This window comes from Streptomyces sp. NPDC057137 (assembly GCF_042670825.1).
Taxonomy (GTDB): Bacteria; Actinomycetota; Actinomycetes; order Streptomycetales; family Streptomycetaceae; genus Streptomyces.
Genome location: NZ_JBHUUW010000036.1, coordinates 1 through 22,112, shown reverse-complemented (window position 1 = coordinate 22,112; position 22,112 = coordinate 1). Strand labels below are relative to the sequence as shown.

Sequence of the window (22,112 nt, the reverse complement as noted above, 5' to 3'; positions counted from 1 at the left end):
CATGAACCGCAAATGTACAAAAGAAGGGCGAGAAATTTGCCGGTCCGGCCAGTGACAAGTGGCCCGTGGCGGGGGCGCCGGGAAGACGACGGTCAGCGCGCGATGCTCTGCGCGAGATCGACGGCCTCGGCGAGACTGTCCACGACGGGGACCCCCACCTCCTCCAGGCTCTTACGGCTGTGCGATCCGCCGGTGTAGAGCACCGCGCGGGCGCCGACATGAGCGGCGGCCAGGGCGTCGTCGACCGCGTCACCGATCACCACCGTGCGGGCCGGGTCTATCCGGCCCTCCTTGGCCAGCGCGGCCAGATGGCGCTCCATGTGCACGGCCTTCGTACCGCCGGAAGGGCCCGTCCGCCCGTCGACCCGGACGAAGTGCTGGTGGATCCCGTAGTCCCGTACGACAGGGACCAGTTGGTCGTGCGCGTACATGCTGAGAATGGACTGGCTGCGGCCGGCCAGCGTCCACTGCGCCAGCAGCTCCTCGGCACCCTCGGTCAGCACGCACCCGACGCGCCGCTCGACGTAGTGCCGGTGGAAGGTCTCGTCCATGATCAGCCACTCGGCGTCCGTGGGGAGGCGGCCCATCAGACGCTCGTAGAAGACCGGGATCGGCATGCAGTACAGATCCCGGTACCGCTCGGCGGTGATCGGCTCCAGACCGATCTCCGCGAAGCAGGCGTTGGTCGCCCCGATGACCGCGCCGAAGTCGTCGAGCAGAGTCCCGTTCCAGTCCCAGACCAGATGTGCGTCGTGCTTCCCCATGCCGGAAACGTTACCGGCCGGGTCTGACAACGCGCCTCGGAATTCCGCGCGCCGACGGCTTGCGCGCCGCTGCCTTGCGCGACGACGCGTTACGCCACGATGCCCGGGATCTCCTGGACCCCGAACCAGAGCAGCTCGTGGTCCTCGGCGCCGTCCACCGTGAACTGCGCGTCGTCGTCGCCGTGGTCGGCGGCGCCCAGCGCCGTGGCGGCGGCGGACACGTCGTCCTCGGCGTCGTCCGCGTCGATGTGCACGGCGGCGGCCTTGGCGAGAGGGACGCCCGCGGCGATCCGCACCTCGCCGAGCCCGGCGGAGTCCACCCCGCGGTCGGGGTCGGCGGCGGCGTCCTTGTCCGGTACGTCGACGGCGACCACGACCCGGCGCCGCGCGGCGGACGGATCACCGGCGATCAGCCGGAGCGAGGCGGCGGCGGCGCGGTTGAGGGCCGCGTACTCCAACTCCTCGATGTCGTCGGAGAGATACCACTCGCGCAGGCCGGGCGTCACGGCGTAGGCGGTCAGCGGCCCAGGACCCAACTCGCCCGTCTTGTGCGCCTCGGCGAGACCGGGAAGGGTCAGAGGGACGTAGACGCGCATGCGATGACCGCTTTCGTAGTCGGGAGAGCGGTTCCAGGATACGTGCGCCGTATCCGGCCGGTCCCTCGTCGGGGTGACACTGCGGAGCCGTTCAACGTCCACTCGAATACACAGAGTGACGCCTCCCGCCCTGGTCCGGCCTGCCCGGCCACTCGGACAGGTGACACCCGACACACGCGGCATCCCGGAATCCGGCCCTTGCGGGGGTCGCGGATGACCCGTAGAAGATCCCCAACACAAGTTACCGCCCGGTAACGCGAATGCGGCCGGGCCTGTGGAACGGGGGCGATCTGCGTGAGCGACACAGAGACCAGCAGGACGTACGACAGGGCGGCGGCGCGGACGGTCGCGACCACCCGGCCACCGGCCAGGCGAGACCCGCGCAGGCCGGGCCGAGTGGTCTCCCAGCGCCGCCAACCCTGGCTCCAACCGCACGAGCGCTTCGCGGAACAACTGCTCGCCGTCCTCAGCGGCCTGCGCCCGGTCCACTCGATGCTGGGCCAGACGATCGGCGAGGCATACGACCAACTCGTCCACCTGGCCCCGAAAACCCCACTCCGCGCCCGCAACACAACCCCGGTGATCCGCACCTGCCGGGGCTTCCACCCCCGCCCGGGAGTGGTCGAGGCGTGGGCGGTCATCGCGGCGGGAGACCAGGTCCGCGCGATGGCGTTCCGCCTGGAACAGTCCCCGGACCTCCGCTGGCGCTGCACGGCGGTGGAGGTGTCCCCCCGCCGCCGCCCGACGTAACGGGGCGGTTCCGCCCTCAAGCGCCGGGCAGGCTCCGTGCACCCGCCCGACGCCCCCACCGGGCAGCGGGCGAGCACTCAGCCGGTCCGGCGCTTGAGGACACCCCACCCACCGGCCGGCCACACTCCAACCCACCCGACACCCACCCGACCCCCTCCGGCGCTTGAGGACAACCCGACCACCGGGGGACCCGTCCCAACCCACCCAGCGCCCCACCAGCCCGTCCGGCGCCTGAGGACAACCCCACCACCGGCCGACCACACCCCAGCCCGTCCGGCGTTTGAGGACGAACCGGCCACCGGACGGACCCGGGCATCCCGCCCCGGCCCACGCAAACGGCGGCCGGGCCCGGACACCTCGTGTCCGAACCCGGCCGCCGTTCACCCGCTCGTCCGCTCATCCGCTACGCGGCGAGGAAAACGCGCGCCCGCCTACTTCTTGCGGCGCCGCCCCCCACCCTTCTGCGCCTTACGGCGCTCCGCGCGGGTCGTCCCCGCACCCGCCTCCGTACGGTCCGCCCCGCCGTTGCTCTCGAAGTCGCCCTCGACGACGCCGCCCTCACCGTCCACCGTCGGCGCGGAGAAGTGCAGCCGGTCCCGCCGCTGCGGAGCCTCCAGGCCCTTGGCCCGGATCTCCGGACGCGCACCGCCCGCACGGGCGCCCGCGTCCGCCTTCTCCAGCGACGTACGCTCCGCCGCGTCCTGCACCGGGACCTCCTCGACCTGCTGCTCGACCTGAACCTCCAGGTTGAACAGGTAGCCGACGGACTCCTCCTTGATGCCCTCCATCATGGCGGTGAACATGTCGAAGCCCTCGCGCTGGTACTCGACCAGCGGGTCCTTCTGCGCCATCGCGCGCAGGCCGATGCCCTCCTGGAGATAGTCCATCTCGTAGAGGTGCTCACGCCACTTGCGGTCCAGCACGGACAGCACGACGCGCCGCTCCAGCTCACGCATCACGTCCGGGCCCAGCGACTTCTCGCGCTCGCTGTACTGCTCGTGCGCGTCTTCCTTGATGGACTCGGCGATGAACTCCGCCGTGATGCCCGCGCGGTCCCCCGTCGCCTCTTCCAGGTCCTCGACGGTGACCTTCACCGGGTAGAGCTGCTTGAACGCGCCCCACAGCCGGTCCAGGTCCCACTCCTCGGCGAAGCCCTCGGCCGTCTCCTGGCCGATGTAGTCGTCGATGGTGTCGCCCATGAAGTGCCGGATCTGCTCCTGGAGGTCCTCGCCCTCCAGGACCCGGCGGCGCTCGCCGTAGATGACCTGACGCTGCCGGTTGAGCACCTCGTCGTACTTCAGGACGTTCTTACGCGTCTCGAAGTTCTGCTGCTCCACCTGCGACTGCGCCGAGGCGATCGCGCGGGTGACCATCTTGTTCTCGATCGGCACGTCGTCCGGGACGTTCGCCATCGACATGACGCGCTCGACCATCTGCGCCTTGAACAGCCGCATCAGGTCGTCGCCCAGCGACAGGTAGAACCGGGACTCGCCCGGGTCGCCCTGACGGCCGGAACGACCACGCAGCTGGTTGTCGATCCGGCGCGACTCGTGACGCTCCGTACCGAGGACGTACAGCCCGCCGAGGTCCACGACCTCCTCGAACTCCGCCCGCACCGCCTGCTCGGCCTTCTCCATCGCCGCGGGCAGCGCGGCGGCCCACTCCTCGACGTGCTCCACGGGGTCGAGCCCGCGCTGGCGCAGCTCCGCCTCGGCGAGGTCGTCGGGGTTGCCGCCGAGCTTGATGTCCGTACCACGGCCGGCCATGTTCGTGGCGACGGTCACCGCGCCCTTGCGCCCGGCCTGGGCGATGATCGGCGCCTCACGGTCGTGCTGCTTGGCGTTCAGCACCTCGTGCTGCACACCCCGCTTCGAGAGCTGCTGCGACAGGTACTCGGACTTCTCCACGGAGGTCGTGCCGACCAGGATCGGCTGACCCTTCTCGTGCTTCTCGGCGATGTCGTCGACGACCGCCGCGAACTTCGCGACCTCGGTGCGGTAGATCAGGTCGGGCTGGTTGACCCGGACCATCGGCCGGTTCGTCGGGATCGGCACGACGCCCAGCTTGTAGATCTGCTGGAACTCGGCGGCCTCGGTCATGGCCGTACCGGTCATGCCGGACAGCTTGTCGTAGAGGCGGAAGAAGTTCTGCAGGGTGATCGTGGCGAGCGTCTGGTTCTCGTCCTTGATGTCCACCCCTTCCTTCGCCTCGATCGCCTGGTGCATGCCCTCGTTGTAGCGGCGGCCCGCGAGGATACGGCCGGTGTGCTCGTCGACGATCATGACTTCGCCGTCGATGACGACGTAGTCCTTGTCGTTCTTGAAAAGCTCCTTGGCCTTGATGGCGTTGTTCAGATAACCGACGAGCGGGGTGTTCACCGACTCGTAGAGGTTGTCGATGCCCAGCCAGTCCTCGACCTTCGCGACCCCGGACTCGTGGATCGCGACGGTGCGCTTCTTCTCGTCGACCTCGTAGTCGCCGGTCTCCTCGATGCCCTTGAGCTGGTTGCCCGCCTCGCCCTTGGTGAGCCGGGTCACCAGCTTGGCGAAGTCGCCGTACCACTTCGTGGCCTGGTCGGCGGGACCGGAGATGATCAGCGGCGTACGGGCCTCGTCGACCAGGATCGAGTCGACCTCGTCCACGACGGCGAAGTTGTGACCGCGCTGGACGAGCTCCTCCTGGGACCACGCCATGTTGTCGCGGAGGTAGTCGAACCCGAACTCGTTGTTCGTGCCGTACGTGATGTCGCAGCCGTACTGCTCACGGCGCTGCGCGGGCGACATGTTGGCGAGGATGCAGCCGACGGAGAGGCCCAGGAACTTGTGGACCCGGCCCATCATCTCGGAGTCGCGCTCAGCCAGGTAGTCGTTGACCGTGATCACGTGGACGCCGTCGCCGGACAGCGCGTTCAGGTAACAGGGCAGCGTGCCGACGAGGGTCTTGCCCTCACCGGTCTTCATCTCGGCGACATGGCCGAGGTGCAGCGCGGCGCCGCCCATCAGCTGGACGTCGTAAGGGCGCTGGCCGAGAACTCGCTTGGCCGCCTCACGGACGGTCGCGAAGGCCTCGGGGAGCAGGTCGTCAAGGGTCTCACCGTCGGCGTACCGCTGCTTGTACTCCTTGGTGAGGGCCTGCAACTCGGCGTCGGAGAGGGTGATGAAGTCCTCTTCGATGGAGTTGACCTGGTCCGCGATGCGGTGCAGTTTGCGCAGGATCTTGCCTTCGCCTGCACGCATGAGCTTGTTGAAGACGGACACTGAGGTTGGTCTCCTTGCCGGTCGGGCCTGGCACTGGGTCTGGTAACGGACACTGGCGCGGGCGCGGCGGGCCGACCCCACCGCAACGGCCATCGTAAGCGAGGACCCGGCCGCCTCGGGAGGTCCACGTGACGCCTGCCTCCTGTCACCCGCAATGAGAACGCGCGGGACGTGCGGAAGGTGCCGGTGAGGTACGAAAAGCGCTCGCGCCGGGGAACCCCGGTCAGCACACTCCCCCCATGGAGCCACTCACCCCCCGGTCCGCCCCTCCGGAGGCCTCGACCACCTCCTTGATCACCGAGCGTCTGCGGCTGCGCCCCCTTGGCCCGGACGACATCGACGCGGTGTACGCGGCCTGCCAGGATCCCGACGTCCAGCGGTGGACCACGATCCCCTCTCCGTACGAAAGGCAGCACGCCGAGCACTTCATCGAGCGGATCGTCCCGGACATGTGGCGGGCCGGGAGCAACTTCGTCTTCGCGGTCGAGCCGGTCGGCGGCGGCCCGCTGCTGGCCTCGGTCAACGCCCACAGCGAGTCCGGTGTGTGGGCGGTCGGCTTCTGGACGGTCAAGGAGCACCGGGGCCGGGGCTACACGACGGAGGCGTTGCGTGCCCTGACCCGCTGGATGTTCACCGAGCTGGGCGCCGACCGCGTCGAGTGGCGCGCCGAGGCCGGCAACGAGGCTTCGCGGGCCGTCGCGCTGAAGGCCGGTTTCCTGCTGGAGGGCACCCTGCGCGGCGCCCTGCTCATGCGGGAGACGACGAGGGACGCCTGGATCGGCGCGCTCCTGCCGTCCGATCTCGGCCTGCCGTCCAGGCACCCGTATCTGCCCGCGCGTCCCTGACCGCGGCGATCACCGGCCCCGGCCGACTGTCAGTGCCGCCGTCTATCGTTCGGGGCATGACCACTGTGCCGCCCGCCGCCGCCGCGCTGTCCGCCGACGAAGCCCGCCGCATCGCCCTGCGCGCCCAGGGGTTCCTCGGCGCCCCCGACCGCCGGGGCGGCGTGCGCGGTGTGCTGCGCCATCTCGGGGCCGTACAGCTGGACACGATCTCGGTGCTGGCGCGCTCGCACGAGCTGATTCCGTACGCGCGGCTGGGCGCGGTGGGCCGCCGGACGGTCGAGGAGTCGTACTGGACACCGGCGGCGACCGCCGACGCCCCGCCCCGGCCGCACGCCTTCGAGTACTGGTCGCACGCCGCCTGCATCCTCCCGGTCGAGGAATGGCCGCATTTCGCCTTCCGCCGTCGCGCCTACCGCGCCCGCCCGCACTGGCACCACGAGCTGTCCGACGGGGCGTACGACGCGGTGATCAAGCAGTTGCGCGCCGAGGGCCCGCTCACGGCCACCGAGTTGGGCGGCGCCAAGAACGGCGGCGAGTGGTGGGACTGGTCCGAGGCGAAGGTCGCGGTCGAGCGGGCGCTGATGCACGGCGAGGTGGTGTGCACGGAGCGCCGGAGCTGGAAGCGGGTGTACGACCTGGCGGAGCGCGCCATTCCCGACGAGGTGCTGCACGACGACCTGGACGACACCGAGTGCCTGCGCCGGCTCGTACGGCTCGCGGGCCAGTCGCTCGGGGTGGGCACGCGCTCGGACATCGGGGACTACCACCGCATCAAGGGCGAGCAGGTCGACGCGGTGATCGCGGACTCCGGGCTGGTGCCGGTGACGGTCGAGGGCTGGGCGAAGCCCGCCTGGGCCGACCCCGAGGCGCTGGCGAGCGTCCCGCGCGGACGGCACCGTACGACTCTGCTCTCGCCGTTCGACTCACTCATCTGGGAGCGGGCCCGCACCGAGCGGATCTTCGGCTTCACCCACCGCCTGGAGGCGTACGTCCCCAAGCCCAAGCGGATCTACGGGTACTTCGCGATGCCACTGCTGTCGGGCGGGAAGCTGCTCGGCCGTGTGGACCCGGCGCGCGAGGGCAGCACGCTCGTCGCCCGCCAGGTCTCGCTGGACACGCCCGCCGCTGTCGAGCCGATGGCGCGGGCACTGCGGGAGGCCGCCGAGTGGGTGGGCTGCGACTCGGTGCGGATCGAGCGCGTCGACCGCCCCGAGCTGGCGGCGGCACTGACGCGGGCCGTCATCTGATTTCGAGGATCTTCTCCCGCATCGCGTAGACCACGGCCTCCATCCGGGAGTGCAGCTGCAACTTCTCCAGGATGTTGCGGACATGGTTCTTCACGGTGTTCTCGGAGATGAACAACTCCTTGGCGATATCACGGTTGTTCATTCCCGTGGCGACCAGCTTGAGGACTTCGAGCTCGCGCTCGGTGAGCCTCGGCGCCGGCACGAGTCTGCGCTCGTCGGTGCGCTGAATCATCGACTTGAACTCGGTCAGAAGCTTGGAGGCCATGGAAGGGCTGATTTGCGACTGCCCGTCGGCGACGGCGCGAATCGCGGTGGCCACCTCGTCCGTCGAAATCTCCTTGAGGAGATAGCCGGTGGCGCCCGCCTTGATCGCGTCGTAGAGGTCGGCCTCCTCGTCGCTGATCGTCAGCATGATGATCTTGGCACTGGGGGCCACCTCCTTGATGGAGGTGCAGGCCTCGATGCCGCCGCGCTTGGGCATCCGGACATCCATCAGCACGATGTCGGGAAGCAGGTCGGCGGCCTTGTCGACGGCCTCCGCGCCGTCCCCGGCCTCCCCCACGACCTGGATGTCCTCCTCCTGGGCGAGGACGATCTCCAGCCCCCGGCGGAAGAGAGCGTGATCGTCCACGACAAGGACCCTGATCGGTTCCTTGCCGGGGTCGTCCGGGTCCGCGCCGCTGTCCGGTCCGGTACCGCCGGTCGTACCGCCGGCACCGCGCGCGTGATGCACCGGCCCGAAGCTGTCCGCCATCGTTCCTCCCCCTGAAGGCCATGGGCCGAAGTACATGCGAGCTACACCAACCCCAGGTCGGGGACCGGGGGTTGACGTGCGTGGCCATGATTTCATGCCTGGCCGACAGAGCGGTGATCCAGTAGCCGCACGGTGGTGCCCCCGCGGCCTGATATGGCACTGCGGGGGCACCACCGAGGGGTCGTTTTTCTCTCAGCCGCCGAGCGCGCCGCCCGCGCCCGCCGCCTCGGACTCGGCCAGTTGGTCGGTCCTCAGGTGAATGACGCCGTAGTCGTAGGCGTGGCGCCGGTAGACGACGCTGGGCTCCTTGGTCTCGGAATCCACGAACAGATAGAAGTCGTGTCCGACCAACTCCATCTCGTAGAGCGCCTGGTCGAGGGTCATCAGGGCCGCGGTGTGCGTCTTCTCGCGGACCACCAGCGGTCCTTCGCCCTGCACCTCGAGCGAGCCGATCCTGGTGGTGGGAACGCCGTTCGACGACTCGGTCACGGGAGCCGGGCCCGCGCCGTTCAACTGGGCGACGCCAGGAACGACATCGACGACCTCGGCGGCCGAAAGCCTGCCGGTGCCACGGCGGTTGTGACGCTTCTCGTGCTGCCTGCGCAGCCGCGCCTCCAGCTTGCCGGTGGCCAGGTCAAGCGCTGCGTACGGGTCGGCGGCAGCGGCTTCCGCCCTGATGACGGGACCGCGGGAGTGGAGTGTGATCTCCACCCGGTCGCAACGGTCCGCCTGACGCGGGTTGTGCTCCTTGGACACCTCGACGTCGAGGCTGATCACCTTGCCGTCGAGCTTCTGGATCTTCTCCAGCTTCAGCTTCTCGGCCACGTGCTTGCGGAACCGCTCGGGTACCTCTGTCTTGCGGCCCTTGACGACGATGTCCACGCAGAACTCCGTTCCCGGATTCGCTCCGCCGCGTTGCGGAGCTTCTCCCTCTTGCACCCGACCTCGATGGGCACCGAGGCCTCGGACTTGGCGACTTTCACCTCCTCCTCCCCCGTGGGCAAGATCCCCATTCCCTCTGACTTCGAGGTTCTGGAAAACGCTCCAACGCACCGCTGCATATCAGTGAGGTAGAGCTTTCGCTTTCCTCACAACCGAACATAGCTCTCTTGGACGGGTATCGGCACCCGCTACCACCGCGTACGTCCGTTCCGGTGTTTTACGACCCTCACCACCTGCAACGAAGCAAACTCGCGATCAGTTCCGGTTTATTTCGAAAGAGAGCGGAGGCGCGGCCACCACAGCCGCACTCACCTGTACGAATGCGGGGTACCCCGGTTTCATCGCGGCATGCATCGCACGTGACGCCTCCACGAGCGAGGCACCGGTCGTCATGAGATCGTCCACCAGCACCACCCTGCCGCCCTCCAGGAGCCCCGCGCCCCCGACGGCGACCTCCAGGGCTCCGGCCAGATTGGCGAGCCTCTGACGGGCGCCCAGGCCCGACTGGTCGGCCACCATCCGTCGCTGCCGCAGCACCGGAAGCACCCGGGCCGACCGCCCCGCACCCCGCAGCTCCCCCGCCGCGGCCAGGGCGATACGCCGGGCGGCGTCATGTCCGCGCGCACCGACGGCGCGTCTCGTCGACGGAACCGGCACCAGGATCAGCGGGCCGACACCGGTGCCCGGCGGGACAGCGGCCTGGACCGCCCCGGCCAGCGCCCTGCCCAGGGGCGCGGCCAGCCCGAGCGCGCCACGCTCCTTGTGCGCCAGCAGCACGGCCCGTACGGCGTCCTCGTACGGCGCTGCGGCATGCACCACGGGCAGCCCGACGGGCTCGGGAACCGGCCGCACCCGGCACGGCCACGTCCCGTACAACGCCCTTCCGCACGCGTCGCACAACGGCGTCCTGGGACTCCCGCAGCCGCCGCAGGCGACCGGCAGCACCAGCCCGGTGATTTCTCGCCACCACACCCGCATGTCACCCACTGTGCCAATGACTCGGACCTCCGGCCACCCCTGTGGATAACCCTGATTCAGATCCGGCCCAAATGCACGTGCACAAGGCACGTCGCGGCCCCGTCGGCCCAGGTCCTGACCGCCGGACAGGACCGAGGGCCCGATCCAGGGGCCCTAGCCCGGATAGACCGGCGAGGAGCCCTCTTCCACCATCGTCTGCCAGTTCGCGCCGGTCGGCAGCCGCACGATGCCCGCGTCGCCCGAGTCGGCGACCAGCGGCTGCCGTTCGTCGTCGGCCGCGGCGATCCCGGTGACCTGGTTCAGCCCCGGCAGCACACCCGCCGCCGACGTCGAACCGTCCGTCTGGATGTAGCTCACCTGCTGCACCCCGCCGGCCTCCTTGCCGACCACGACGAGCCGGCTCGGCCCGGCCCACGACACGGCGGTCACCGTCTCCATACGCGGCGCCACGGCCTTCAGCTCCGTCACGGACACCGTCTGCTCCCCGGCCGGTCCCCGACGCTCCACCCGGCCGATCTGGAGGGTCGTCCGTCCGTCCTCGGAGAGCAGCAGCGCCACCCGTACGCCGTCGGCGGACACCCGCAGCGCCTCGATCCGCGCGTCGCCGAGTCCGTCGACCGTGACCTCGCGGGGCGCGTCGGCGCCGTCGGCGAGACGCAGCAGCCGGGACTGCTTCGGGTCGCGATCAGCTATCCACAGATCGCCGTTCCCGTCCCAACTCGGCGCCGACAGCCGGTCCTCCTTCTTCGTGGCCTTGCTGACGACCAGGGCGTCGCCCACCTCGCCCGTCGAGATGATCGACCCGACGTACAGGGACTTGCCGTCCTGCGAGACGCCCGCCGCGTGCTTCTCGTCACGCGCCACGGCGACCTGGCCCAACGGCATCGTGCCGTCGCCGAACGGGCCCCGCACACGTGGCGGGTCGATCGGTTCCTTGCTGCTCGCCGACAGTTGCGAGAGCCGGCCCTTCGCGTCGATGAAGTACGGACTGTCCGAGCTGCCCGACGTACGGTCGGCGGCGAACTCCTCGGCCTGGTCGCCGCTCAGCACGCACAGCGAGGAGCCGTCCTGCCGCAGCAGCTCGACCTGTTCGCCTCGGGTGGAGGTCAAGTCGCGGAGGGTGAAGAGAAGTTGCGCCGCCATCTTGCGGCACTGCTCCCGCCCGACGTTGTCGACCTTCGCGTTGAGCGGCACCTTCAGCGAGTTGCGGTCGTCAAACTCAAGAGTCCGGGTGCCGCGCTTCAGCTCCGTACCGGTCGGGAAGGGCGAGTCGACCACGGGCCGTATCCAGTCCGTCGGCCCTTCGAGGAGCACCTTGACGGCCTGGGTGACCGGGTCCATCCGCGTCACGGGGTCTATGCGCTGGCGGATGTAGACGGGGTCGGCGACGAGCCAGCCCTGTCCGGAGGCGAAGTAATACTTGTTCACCGCGCGGTAGTTGCGCTGGAAGTCGGACTCGCCGAGCACCAGCCCCTGGGGGAGGTCGTCGATCCGCCATTCCTTGCGCCATTCGTTGCCGTCCAGCACCTTCTCCTGGACGAGATGGATGGCGCGGTTGTACGGCTCGGGCGCCACCGGCGTATAGGCGTGCCCGGCGTCGACCGCGGCGATCTGCTCGCCGTACAGCGGGTAGGTGAGGCCGGGGCCGTCGGGACCGGACGGCCCCTGAGGGTCGGCCGGGTCGGGCGCGGCCGCCAGCACCGTCGTACGGTCCGCCGGCTGCCAGCTCTGCGACGCCTGCTTCGTCAGATACTTCCTGGCCACCGCGAAGTCGGGGTCGTCGCTGGTCATCGCCTCCAGGAAGCCGTCGACGATCTCGTTGGGATCGGCGCCCTCGGCGGGAGCGACGGGATACACCCGCACCTGGGAGTCACCGCGCGGGGACGCCTTGACCGGCTCGACGTCGCCGCTGTTGGGGATCGACGCACAGCCCGCCAGCAGCAGGGCACCGCACCCGAAAACGACGGGCAGCCGCACCGCGCGCCCTCGGCCGAGACGAAGGCGGTCAGCGCCCACGAGTTGTGTCCTCCCGCTCAGGTGCCCGAGCCGCGGGGGCGGCCGTGGCGGCAGATGACGACGTCGATGTCGATGAGGTGCCGGGATCCCGTTCCGCGGGCTCCCCGGCGGAACGCGGCACCACCCGGGCGCCGTTGCCCGGCAGCGCCGTCGGGTCGACCAGGCCCGCGGGCGGCAGGACCGGCGGCCTGGGCGGCACCGGAAGCGACGATCCCGTCGCCGACTGGGAAGGCACGCTCGCCAACCGGTGGGCGCTCTCCTTCGCGTCTCCGAACGCGGAACGCTCCCGGCTGCGCCGCGAGTCCTCGGGCTCCAGCGGTATGGGCGAGCCCCGCAGCGGCTCGTCGGCGGTACGCGGCAGCGTCAGCCGGAACTGCGACCCGCCGCCCGGCTCGCCCCAGGCCTGGAGCCAACCACCGTGCAGGCGCGCGTCCTCGACGGCGATCGACAGGCCGAGGCCCGTACCGCCGGTGGTACGCGCCCGCGCCGGATCCGCCCGCCAGAACCGGTTGAAGACCCGGGTCGCCTCACCGGGCTTGAGGCCCACTCCGTAGTCGCGTACGGCCACGGCGACGGCGCCGCCCGCCACCGCCATCCGCACGACCACGTCGCGCCCCTCGCCGTGCTCGACGGCGTTGACGACCAGATTGCGCAGCACCCGCTCCACGCGCCGGGCATCGGCCTCGGCGACGACCGGCTGTTCGTCCCCCATGACACGGATCCGGGTGCCCTTGCGCTCGGCGAGCGGTTCGGCTCCGCCGATCACCCGGCGTACGACCACCCGCAGGTCTATGGGTTCGGCCTCCAGCGCCGCGGCACCGGCGTCGAACCTGCTGATCTCCAGGAGATCCGAGAGCAGGGACTCGAAACGGTCGAGCTGGTCGCCCAGCAGCTCCGCCGACCGCGCCGTGACGGGGTCGAAGTCGACACGGGCCTCATGGATGACGTCGGCGGCCATCCGGACGGTGGTCAGCGGGGTGCGCAGCTCGTGCGAGACGTCCGACACGAAACGGCGCTGCATCCTGGAGAGCTCCTCCAGCTGCTGGATCTTGAGGTGCAGGTTCTGGGCCATCTTGTTGAAGGCCTCGCCGAGCCGGGCGATGTCGTCCTCGCCGGTGACCTTCATACGTTCCTGGAGCCGGCCGGTGGAGAGCCGTTCGGCGATCCCCGCGGCCATCCGTACGGGCGTCACGACCTGCCGTACGACGAGCCAGGCGATGGCCCCGAGCAGTACGACGACGAACAGCCCCGCCGTGGCGAGCGTGCCCTTGACCAGATTGAGCGACTGTTCTTCCTGGGTCAGCGGGAACAGGTAGTACAGCTCGTAGGAATTGCCGTCGACATCGGTCAGCCGCTTGCCGATCACCAGTCCGGACTCGGGCTCTCGGCCGTCCGTGTACTGGATCAGGGTGTACTTCTGGAACGTCCCGGTGCCCTTGGCGACGTCCGACCGCAGATTCGCCGGAACGCTCGCGATGTGGTCCACGCCGCCGGAAGCGCGCGGGAAGCGACTGCTGGAGCCCGCGCCGTTCGCGTCGGCGCTCAGCGCCACCACGTTGAACGCGCTCTGTCCCCCACTGGCCAGCTGTACGACCAGGTCGGAACGCCAGTTGACGGAGTTACGGCTCGACCTGCCGTCCCCGGCGCCGCCCTCCTGCCCACCTGGCTCGACCGGCGCGTCGGCCTTCTCCTTGGCGACGGTGAACCCACCGGCCGCCTGGCTCTGGGCCGCCTTCTCCTTGGCGTCCAACAGACCGTTACGGACCTGGCCGATCACGACGAAACCCAGCAGCAGCACCACGCCCAGCGACATCAGCAGGGTGGTGGTGACCACCCTGAGCTGGATGTTCCGCCGCCACAGCCGCACGGCGGGCAGCACCGGCCGCCTGAGCCAGCGCACGACGAGGCGCAGCGCGGGACTGCCCGCCGCCCCGTCCTGGAGCAGCCGGCCACGGTGCAGGAGCCTGCCGAGGCGTGAGGCCCCACGGCCCTGGTCGGCAGTCCGCCCCGTACGGACTCCCGGCTCCCCGGGCTTCGGGGCAGTACTGCCGCTGGACATGTCAGCTCGGTCCGGCCTTGTAGCCGACACCGCGGACGGTCACGACGATCTCCGGGCGCTCCGGGTCCTTCTCGACCTTGGAGCGGAGCCGCTGCACATGCACATTGACCAGGCGGGTGTCCGCCGCGTGCCGGTAGCCCCACACCTGCTCCAGGAGTACCTCACGGGTGAAGACCTGCCACGGCTTGCGGGCCAGCGCGACGAGCAGGTCGAACTCCAGGGGCGTCAGGGCGATGGACTGCCCTTCACGCTTCACGGAGTGACCGGCCACGTCGATGACCAGATCGCCGATGGCCAACTGCTCCGGCGCCGGTTCCTCGGACCTGCGCAGCCGCGCCCTGATCCTGGCGACCAGCTCCTTGGGCTTGAACGGCTTGACGATGTAGTCGTCGGCGCCCGATTCGAGCCCCACCACCACGTCGACCGTGTCGCTCTTGGCTGTCAGCATGACGATCGGCACACCGGACTCGGCCCTGATGAGCCGGCACACCTCGATACCGTCGCGGCCGGGCAGCATGAGATCCAGCAGCACCAGATCCGGCTTGGCCTCACGGAAAGCGGCGAGAGCCTTGTCGCCGTCCGCTACGAACGACGGCTCGAACCCTTCACCTCGCAGCACGATGCCGAGCATCTCGGCCAGTGCGGTGTCGTCATCGACGACAAGGACGCGTCCCTTCATATCGACATCATCCCATTTTCATTTCCGTTACGTAGACTTGCGTGATCCAGCTCACTGACCTGGGACGACGTGGACGTGTGTCCTCCGTGGACCGTCGCGGTTCGTTGCTGTTGACGTCAACCACAGATGTCACACCCTGTCTCGTCGACCTGGCCCTCCGACAGGAACCATAGCGAGCCACCCGCCCTTCGAACCCCGACAGCGCCTCTCCCGACTCCTCGCGCACGTGTCCCGTCAGCTCCGCGCCTCCTGTCGCGCCTGGGCGCACAGCTCCGCGATCCCGTCCCGGGTCACCGGCGACAACGCTCCGTACTCGGTGACCAGCGCCGTCACCAGCTCCGGAGGTGTCACGTCGAAGGCCGGGTTGTACGCCTGCGTGCCCAGCGGCGCGACCGGCATCCCGCCACCCACCTCGACGCCCGCCCCGGCCGCCTGCGGGGCGGTCAGCTCGGTCACCTCCTGCCCCGGCCGCTGCTCCACCTCGATCGACGCACCGTCCGCGGTGTCCAGGTCGAGCGTCGTGGTCGGCGCGACCACGATGAACGGCACATGGTGGTACTTCGCCTGCACCGCGAGCGGATAGCTGCCCACCTTGTTCGCCACCGAGCCGTCGGCCGCGATCCGGTCCGCCCCGATGAGTACGGCGTCCACCTCGCCCGCCGCGAACAGCGAACCGGCGGCATTGTCCGTGAGCAGCGTGTACGCCATCCCGTTGCGAGCCGCTTCGTACGCCGTCAGCCGCGCCCCCTGGAGCAGCGGACGTGTCTCGTCCACCCACAGCCGCCGGAGCCGCCCCGCCCGGTGCGCCGACAGCGCCACGGCGAACGCGGTGCCCTCACCGCCCGAGACCAGTGCCCCGCTGTTGCAGTGGGTCAGGATCCGGTGACTTCCGCCGGGCAGCAACTCGTCGAGAAGAGCCAGCCCGGATGCCGCCATCCGGGCGCTGGCCACGGCGTCCTCGCGGTGCAGCTTCCTGGCCTCCGCCAGCGTGGCCGCGGCCGCCTGCTCCTGATCTGCGCCCCCGGCGACGGCCGCCCGGTGCACCTCCAGCGCCCGCCGCACCCCGTACCCGAGGTTCACGGCGGTGGGCCGGGCACTCTCCAGCAGCGCCGCCGCCTCGTCCACGTCGTATCCGCGTGCGGCGGCGAGAGCGACCCCGTAGGCACCGGCGATGCCCAGGAGAGGCGCCCCGCGCACGGCGAGCGTCCGTATCGACTGGACCAGGGCCGGCACATCGGTGCAGACCAGCTCTGCCTCCTCGACCGGGAGTCTCGTCTGGTCGAGGAGGACCAGTACGGGCCCTTCCGGCAGCTCGTCCCAGCGCAGTGCCGGGGACATGGGCGGCTCGGCCGGGAGCGGGGATGGTGCGTACTGATCAGTCATCCGCCCAGTCTGCCCGGTACCGCTCGGACTATGAAGGCGAGAAGGACATGGAGCACCACGCCCACCGGCGGGCCACGCGTGGCACGATGGCTGCCAGCCTCCCGCTCTGCTTCGCAGACAGGCACCGTTGAAGCGCCGGCTCCCCGAGCCTGCCTCCTTAACCAATCCACGAGGTGGACAACCGTGAACGACACTCCGGGCTGGGCCTCGCCCGGATCTGCCCCGTCCGACGGCCAGAACGCGGGCGTGCCCCGACCCGCCCAGCCCGCCGACGACGCCGGCACGCCCTCGGACTCCCCCTCGAAGTGGTCCAAGACCCAGCCGCCGCCCGGACAGTGGTCCGCGCCCAGCGCCCCCGGCGCGGGTCCCGGCCCCGTTCCCCCAGCTCCCAGGCCCGCACCGGGCTGGGGCGGCCCCGGCCCCGGCGGCGGACCGCACCCCGGCTGGGGACAGCCGCCCCTCGCCGCCAAGCCCGGTGTCATCCCGCTGCGCCCCCTGGGTGTGGGGGAGATCCTCGACGGTGCCGTGTCCACGCTGCGCGCCCATTGGCGCACCGTCCTCGGTGTCACCATCGTCGTCGCGGTGATCTCGCAGATCGGCGACATACTCGTCCAGCGCTATCTGCTGCCGGATCCGGTGGACGTCGACCCGAACGCGAGCCCGACGGAAGCGCTGAACCAGGCCGTCGACGCGATGCAGTCCACCCTCCTCGCACTGGCACCGTCCCTCTTCATCACCATCATCGGCACGCTCTTCACCACGGCCGTTCTGACCGTGGTCATCAGCCGCTCCGTGCTCGGCCGCGGCGTCACGCTGTCCGACGCCTGGAACGAGGCCCGGCCCCGGCTGCTCCAACTCCTCGGCCTGACCCTGCTGTTGCCCGTCATGGGCGCCGCCATCGTGGCCGTCGGCATCGTGCCGGGACTGCTGATCGGCTCCGGTGCCGGAGTCGCGCTGACGATGCTCGGCGGACTGGCCGCCGCCGTCGTGGTGATCTGGCTGATGGTCAGCTTCAGCCTCGCCTCGCCCGCCCTGATGCTCGAACGGCAGGGGATCGTGGCATCCATGCGCCGCTCCGCCAAGCTCGTGAAGGGCACCTGGTGGCGGATCTTCGGCATCCTGCTGCTGACGATGCTGCTGACGTTCGTGGTCTCCATGATCATCGCCGTGCCGTTCAGCCTCGTCGCCATGGCAGTCGACGGCGAGGGCCTCAGTGGTCTGTTCTCCGGGTCCGGCCCGGACTTCGGCTGGCCCTTCCTGATCATCACCGGCATCGGCACGGTGATCAGCACCTCCATCACCCTGCCGATCTCCGCGGGTGTCTCGGTACTCCTCTACGTGGACCAGCGCATCCGGCGCGAAGCCCTGGACCTCGAACTCGCACGCGCCGCCGGCGTACCGGGTTACGGCTCCGAGCGGCCTGGCAACGACGCCCCCAGGGGCTGATGCGGTGTTCGGCACGGGGGGCACGGCAACGGCGTGGCTGACGACGGCGCGCACGAGCGGCGACATACCGGTGGACACCCCGCGTGTCCCCGCTCGTGAGGCGGCCGAGGACGAACTGTCCAAGCCGATGTACCACGAGAACGACCCGAATCCGCTCGAGCGCGCGATGGACCGCTTCTGGGAGTGGATCGGCGACCTCTTCAACTCCGTGGCCGGCTCCGGAGTGGCGAGCCCGATCGGCCTCGCCGTCATCGCGGCGCTCGTCGTGGCCCTCGCCGCCGCCCTCTGGTGGCGGCTCGGCAGTCCCCGACGCACCACCCGCCCCAAGGACGCACTCTTCGAATCCGGCCCACGCGGCGCCGCCGAACACCGCGCCAACGCCGAGGAACACGCGACGGCCGAACGCTGGAACCAGGCCGTCCAGGAACGGATGCGCGCCGTCGTCCGCTCCTTGGAGGAGCGCACGATCCTCGACCCGCGCCCGGGTCGTACCGCCGACGAAGCCGCCGCCGACGCCGGCCGGGCACTTCCCGAGCACGCGACGGCCCTGCGCGCCGCCGCCAGGGCCTTCGACGACGTCACATACGGCGGACGCACGGCGGACCGGCAGACATACCTGCGGCTTCGCGAACTGGACCTCGGCCTGGAGAGCAGCAAACCCCAACTCAGCAGCGCCACCCAGGGAGCTGCCGAATGACCGCCACCAAGACCGGCGCCCCGCCCCGGCCGGCGACCAGCACCACCTCGATGTCGCCCAGCGCCCAGCAGGTCTGGACGCGCGTCCGAGGACTGCTGATCGCACTCGCGATCCTCCTCGTGGCCGGCATCGCCCTGGCAGCCGTACGCTCCGGCGACCAGCACGGCCGCCTCGACCCCCGCTCCGCCGACCCGCTGGGCAGCCGCGCCGTCGCCGAACTGCTCAAGGACCGCGGCGTCTCCACCCGCGTCGTCACCACGCTCGCCGAAGCGACCGAGGGGACAGGCCCGGACACCACCCTGGTCGTCACCGCGCCCAACCTGCTGACGTTCCATCAGCAACGCACCCTGCAGAGCGCGACGGAGCCCTCCGGCGGTCGCACCGTCCTCCTGTCGCCGGGCCCGCCCTCCCTCGACCTCCTGGCCCCGGGCGTCACCGCGGCCACCGAGACGCCGGTGGCCGCGCGAGACCCCCGCTGCGCCCTTCCTGCCGCCCGCGACGCCGGTTCCGTCGACATCGGCGGGTACCGCTACGCCACCGACTCGCCGAACAGCGACGCCTGTTACCCGACCGACGGGCTGCCGTCCCTCCTCAGGGTCGACACCCCGGCCGGCGGCGACACCGTCCTGCTCGGCTCCCCCGATCTCCTCTACAACGAGCGCCTCGCCAAACAGGGCAACGCCTCGCTGGCCCTTCAACTCCTCGGCTCCCGGCCTCATGTTGTCTGGTACCTCCCCTCGCTCAGTGATCCCTCCGCCACCGAATCCGGCAGCGGCAGTGGTGGTGGTGACGGCACCGGCGGCCAGGAGGGCGAGGACGGCGAAGGGGACGAGTCAGGCTTCCTCGACCTGATCCCCTCCGGCTGGCTCTGGGCCACTCTCCAACTCGCCCTCGCCGCCGTACTCGCCGCCGTGTGGCGCTCCCGCCGACTCGGCCCCGTCGTGGCCGAACGGCTCCCGGTCGTCATCCGCGCCTCCGAGGCCACCGAAGGCCGCGCCCGTCTCTACCGCAAGGCCAACGCCCGCGACCGCGCCGCCTCGGTCCTCCGTACGGAGACCCGCACCCGCCTCGCTTCCCTCCTCGGTGTCCCACCGTCCGAGGCCCACACCCCGGAGGCCCTCGTCCCCGCCGTCTCCGCTCAACTCCCCGACGACTCGCGGGATCCCCGCACGCTGCTCTTCGGCCCGGCGCCGGCCGACGATGCCGCTCTCATCCGCCTGACGGACCAACTCGACGCCCTCGAAAGAGAGGTACGCACCTCATGAGTGCCCCGACCCCCGAGACCGCTGAGAACTCGGACAGCGCACGCGCCTCCCTGGAGGCCCTGCGCACCGAGATCGCGAAGGCCGTGGTCGGCCAGGACCCCGCCGTGACCGGACTCGTCGTCGCCCTGCTCTGCCGGGGCCACGTCCTCCTCGAAGGAGTCCCCGGCGTCGCGAAGACACTCCTGGTACGGGCCCTCGCCGCCTCTCTCGAACTCGACACCAAGCGCGTCCAGTTCACCCCAGACCTGATGCCGAGCGACGTGACAGGCTCCCTCGTCTACGACGCGCGAACAGCGGAGTTCTCCTTCCAGCCCGGCCCCGTCTTCACCAACCTGCTGCTCGCCGACGAGATCAACCGCACTCCGCCCAAGACCCAGTCGTCGCTGCTCGAAGCGATGGAGGAGCGCCAGGTCACCATCGACGGAACACCCCGGATGCTCCCCGATCCTTTCCTGGTCGCCGCCACGCAGAACCCGGTCGAGTACGAGGGGACCTATCCCCTCCCCGAAGCACAGCTCGACCGCTTCCTCCTGAAGCTGACGGTCCCCCTCCCGTCACGCGACGACGAGATCAGCGTCCTGACCCGCCACGCGGACGGCTTCAACCCTCGCGACCTCCAGGCGGCCGGGGTACGCCCCGTCGCCGGCCCGGCCGACCTCGAAGCGGCACGCGCCGCGGTCGCCAAGACCTCTGTCTCCCCGGAGATAGCGGGCTACGTCGTCGATATCTGCCGTGCCACTCGTGATTCCCCCTCGCTCTCCCTCGGCGTCTCCCCGCGAGGCGCCACCGCTCTGCTCTCCACCGCCCGTGCCTGGGCCTGGCTCACCGGCCGCGACTACGTCACGCCGGACGACGTGAAGGCCCTGGCACTACCCACCCTGCGTCACCGCGTCCAGCTCCGTCCCGAGGCGGAGATGGAGGGAGTCACCGCGGACTCCGTCATCACCGCGATCCTCGCCCATGTCCCCGTACCCCGATGAGGCGATGAACCGTGGCCCTCACCGGACGAGCGGCACTCCTCGCCGCTCTCGGCTCGCTTCCCGTCGGCCTCCTCGCCCCCAGTTGGGCGGGGATGCTGGCGGTCAACGCGCCCCTCTCACTCGCAATTCTGTGCGACTACTGCCTGGCCGCGCCAGTGCGAAAGCTCCAGTTCACTCGAAGTGGTGATACCTCAGTTCGACTCGGCGAAAGTGCCGAGGTCCAGCTCACGGTCACCAACCCCGCACGCCGCACGCTGCGCGCCCACATCCGCGACGCATGGCCCCCGAGCAGCTGGCCGGCCGGCACCGAACAAGCCGCCTCCCGTCACGAGTTGACCGTCCCGGCCGAAGAGCGTCGTCGCCTCACCACACTTCTCCGCCCGACGCGCCGCGGCGACAGGCGGGCGGAGCGAGTGACCGTACGCTCCTTCGGCCCGCTCGGCCTGGCGGCCCGCCAGGGAAACCACGACGTGCCGTGGACGGTGCGCGTCCTGCCGCCCTTCACCAGCCGCAAGCACCTCCCGTCCAGACTCGCGCGCCTGCGCGAACTCGACGGCCGGACAAGCGTGCTCACCCGCGGCGAGGGCACCGAATTCGACAGCCTCCGGCCCTACGTACCGGGAGACGACACCCGGTCCATCGACTGGCGCGCCACCGCGCGCCAGTCGGCGGTGGCGATCCGTACGTGGCGGCCCGAGCGTGACCGCCACATCCTCGTCGTCCTCGACACCGGCCGTACCTCGGCCGGTCGGGTGGGCGACGTCCCTCGCCTCGACGCCGCGATGGACGCCACGCTGCTCCTCACCGCACTCGCCACCCGCGCCGGCGACCGGGTCGACCTGCTGGCGTACGACCGCCGGACACGCACCCAGGTCCGAGGCCGCTCAGCGAGCGACGTACTGCCCGCGATGGTGAACGCACTGTCCACGCTGGAGCCCGAACTCGTGGAGACGGACGCACGCGGCCTGGCCGCCACCGTCCTGAAAAGCGCCCCACGCCGGTCCCTCGTCGTGCTGCTGACCAGTCTCGAAACGGCTCCGGTGGAGGAAGGGCTCCTGCCCGTCCTCCCTCAACTCACCCAGCGCCACACCGTGCTCGTCGCCTCGGTGGCTGACCCGCACGCCCGGACCATGACCACGGCACGCGGTTCGGTGGACGCGGTCTACGAAGCCGCCGCGGGCTCCCAAGCACAATCCCAACGACGCCGTACGTCAGAAAAGCTCCAGCGCTACGGAGTCGCAGTCGTTGACGCCGTTCCTGACTCACTGGCGCCGGCACTGGCGGATGCCTATCTGGCACTGAAGGCGGCGGGCCGCCTCTGAGCGGACGCGTACGGGGAAGATGAACTGCCCCGTACGCGAAAGGGTTTTGAACGCAGAAATGCCCCGCACCAAAAGGTGCGGGGCATTCCCCAAAAATTGTTCGGCGGCGTCCTACTCTCCCACAGGGTCCCC

Annotated in this window: 18 protein-coding genes; 8 read left to right on the top strand and 10 right to left on the bottom strand. The window is 70.3% G+C overall.

The genetic code is table 11. The features are described 5' to 3' along the window. Positions 1-92 precede the first annotated feature (92 nt). Entirely contained in the window at positions 93-764 is a 672-nt protein-coding gene (locus ACFT9I_RS25340; RefSeq protein WP_382567756.1) for an HAD family hydrolase, read from the bottom strand. A gap of 89 nt (positions 765-853) precedes the next feature. Next, positions 854-1,360, bottom strand: a complete 507-nt coding sequence (locus ACFT9I_RS25335) for a DUF6912 family protein (RefSeq protein WP_382567754.1) — start codon at positions 1,358-1,360, stop codon at positions 854-856. A 294-nt stretch (positions 1,361-1,654) separates the two neighbouring features. Here ACFT9I_RS25335 and ACFT9I_RS25330 point away from each other — a divergent pair, with 294 nt between their 5' ends. Further along, positions 1,655-2,110 (top strand): Rv3235 family protein, encoded by a 456-nt coding sequence (locus ACFT9I_RS25330; RefSeq protein ID WP_382567752.1) that lies wholly within the window; start codon positions 1,655-1,657, stop codon positions 2,108-2,110. 431 nt (positions 2,111-2,541) lie between these two features. Here ACFT9I_RS25330 and secA read toward each other — a convergent pair whose 3' ends face one another. Further along, positions 2,542-5,367, bottom strand: coding sequence for a preprotein translocase subunit SecA (gene secA, locus ACFT9I_RS25325; protein ID WP_382567750.1), 2,826 nt, complete (start codon positions 5,365-5,367; stop codon positions 2,542-2,544). 239 nt (positions 5,368-5,606) lie between these two features. Between secA and ACFT9I_RS25320 the strand changes: the two genes are divergently transcribed. After that, on the top strand, positions 5,607-6,212 hold the full coding sequence (locus tag ACFT9I_RS25320; protein ID WP_382567748.1) for a GNAT family N-acetyltransferase: 606 nt from the start codon (positions 5,607-5,609) through the stop codon (positions 6,210-6,212). Between the two features lie 56 nt (positions 6,213-6,268). Continuing rightward, positions 6,269-7,459: a winged helix-turn-helix domain-containing protein gene (locus tag ACFT9I_RS25315; RefSeq protein ID WP_382567746.1), complete on the top strand. Its 1,191-nt coding sequence runs from the start codon at positions 6,269-6,271 to the stop codon at positions 7,457-7,459. Here the strand turns inward: ACFT9I_RS25315 and ACFT9I_RS25310 are convergent. The 7 genes from ACFT9I_RS25310 to mtnA all read right to left on the bottom strand — a co-directional run bounded on the left by ACFT9I_RS25310 (position 7,452) and on the right by mtnA (position 16,270). Continuing rightward, positions 7,452-8,213 carry a response regulator gene (locus ACFT9I_RS25310; protein WP_382567744.1) on the bottom strand — a complete coding sequence of 254 codons (762 nt, stop codon included), beginning with the start codon at positions 8,211-8,213 and terminating at the stop codon, positions 7,452-7,454. The two genes, ACFT9I_RS25315 and ACFT9I_RS25310, sit on opposite strands and share 8 nt — an antisense overlap. Positions 8,214-8,405: 192 nt before the next feature. Then, positions 8,406-9,095: a ribosome hibernation-promoting factor, HPF/YfiA family gene (gene hpf / locus ACFT9I_RS25305; protein ID WP_382567742.1), complete on the bottom strand. Its 690-nt coding sequence runs from the start codon at positions 9,093-9,095 to the stop codon at positions 8,406-8,408. Between the two features lie 315 nt (positions 9,096-9,410). Then, a complete protein-coding gene (locus tag ACFT9I_RS25300; protein WP_382567740.1) occupies positions 9,411-10,133 on the bottom strand; it encodes a ComF family protein in 723 nt (240 codons plus the stop codon). Positions 10,134-10,286: 153 nt separating this feature from the next. Then, positions 10,287-12,149, bottom strand: coding sequence for an LpqB family beta-propeller domain-containing protein (locus tag ACFT9I_RS25295; protein WP_382567738.1), 1,863 nt, complete (start codon positions 12,147-12,149; stop codon positions 10,287-10,289). Then, a complete protein-coding gene (gene mtrB / locus ACFT9I_RS25290; protein WP_382567736.1) occupies positions 12,139-14,208 on the bottom strand; it encodes an MtrAB system histidine kinase MtrB in 2,070 nt (689 codons plus the stop codon). The genes ACFT9I_RS25295 and mtrB overlap by 11 nt, the downstream gene beginning before the upstream one ends. A 1-nt stretch (position 14,209) precedes the next feature. Next, positions 14,210-14,887 carry a two-component system response regulator MtrA gene (gene mtrA / locus ACFT9I_RS25285; RefSeq protein ID WP_005486885.1) on the bottom strand — a complete coding sequence of 226 codons (678 nt, stop codon included), beginning with the start codon at positions 14,885-14,887 and terminating at the stop codon, positions 14,210-14,212. A 234-nt stretch (positions 14,888-15,121) separates the two neighbouring features. After that, complete coding sequence (gene mtnA, locus ACFT9I_RS25280; protein WP_382567735.1) at positions 15,122-16,270, bottom strand: S-methyl-5-thioribose-1-phosphate isomerase; 1,149 nt, start codon at positions 16,268-16,270, stop codon at positions 15,122-15,124. A 183-nt stretch (positions 16,271-16,453) separates the two neighbouring features. On the opposite strand from mtnA, the gene ACFT9I_RS25275 reads away from it, so the two are divergent. The 5 genes from ACFT9I_RS25275 to ACFT9I_RS25255 are packed head-to-tail and all read left to right on the top strand — an operon-like array spanning position 16,454 to position 21,980. Beyond that, on the top strand, positions 16,454-17,716 hold the full coding sequence (locus tag ACFT9I_RS25275; RefSeq protein WP_382567733.1) for a hypothetical protein: 1,263 nt from the start codon (positions 16,454-16,456) through the stop codon (positions 17,714-17,716). 4 nt (positions 17,717-17,720) lie between these two features. Then, positions 17,721-18,413, top strand: coding sequence for a DUF4129 domain-containing protein (locus ACFT9I_RS25270; protein WP_382567731.1), 693 nt, complete (start codon positions 17,721-17,723; stop codon positions 18,411-18,413). After that, the gene (locus ACFT9I_RS25265; protein WP_382567729.1) at positions 18,410-19,678 is read left to right on the top strand and encodes a DUF4350 domain-containing protein; all 1,269 of its coding nucleotides are present in this window, start codon (positions 18,410-18,412) and stop codon (positions 19,676-19,678) included. The genes ACFT9I_RS25270 and ACFT9I_RS25265 overlap by 4 nt, the downstream gene beginning before the upstream one ends. Beyond that, positions 19,675-20,658, top strand: a complete 984-nt coding sequence (locus ACFT9I_RS25260) for an AAA family ATPase (protein WP_382567727.1) — start codon at positions 19,675-19,677, stop codon at positions 20,656-20,658. Before ACFT9I_RS25265 ends, ACFT9I_RS25260 begins: the two co-directional genes overlap by 4 nt. Positions 20,659-20,669: 11 nt before the next feature. Beyond that, positions 20,670-21,980, top strand: coding sequence for a DUF58 domain-containing protein (locus tag ACFT9I_RS25255; protein ID WP_382567725.1), 1,311 nt, complete (start codon positions 20,670-20,672; stop codon positions 21,978-21,980). Positions 21,981-22,112 lie beyond the last annotated feature (132 nt).

Bases quoted from the DNA above. Each gene is read 5' to 3' on its own strand.
- mtrA (WP_005486885.1), bottom strand. From the start codon at position 14,887: ATGAAGGGACGCGTCCTTGTCGTCGATGACGACACCGCACTGGCCGAG.
- mtnA (WP_382567735.1), bottom strand. From the start codon at position 16,270: ATGACTGATCAGTACGCACCATCCCCGCTCCCGGCCGAGCCGCCCATG.
- mtrB (WP_382567736.1), bottom strand. From the start codon at position 14,208: ATGTCCAGCGGCAGTACTGCCCCGAAGCCCGGGGAGCCGGGAGTCCGT.
- ACFT9I_RS25265 (WP_382567729.1), top strand. From the start codon at position 18,410: ATGACCGCCACCAAGACCGGCGCCCCGCCCCGGCCGGCGACCAGCACC.
- ACFT9I_RS25340 (WP_382567756.1), bottom strand. From the start codon at position 764: ATGGGGAAGCACGACGCACATCTGGTCTGGGACTGGAACGGGACTCTG.
- ACFT9I_RS25315 (WP_382567746.1), top strand. From the start codon at position 6,269: ATGACCACTGTGCCGCCCGCCGCCGCCGCGCTGTCCGCCGACGAAGCC.
- ACFT9I_RS25300 (WP_382567740.1), bottom strand. From the start codon at position 10,133: ATGCGGGTGTGGTGGCGAGAAATCACCGGGCTGGTGCTGCCGGTCGCC.
- ACFT9I_RS25310 (WP_382567744.1), bottom strand. From the start codon at position 8,213: ATGGCGGACAGCTTCGGGCCGGTGCATCACGCGCGCGGTGCCGGCGGT.
- ACFT9I_RS25335 (WP_382567754.1), bottom strand. From the start codon at position 1,360: ATGCGCGTCTACGTCCCTCTGACCCTTCCCGGTCTCGCCGAGGCGCAC.
- ACFT9I_RS25260 (WP_382567727.1), top strand. From the start codon at position 19,675: ATGAGTGCCCCGACCCCCGAGACCGCTGAGAACTCGGACAGCGCACGC.
- ACFT9I_RS25320 (WP_382567748.1), top strand. From the start codon at position 5,607: ATGGAGCCACTCACCCCCCGGTCCGCCCCTCCGGAGGCCTCGACCACC.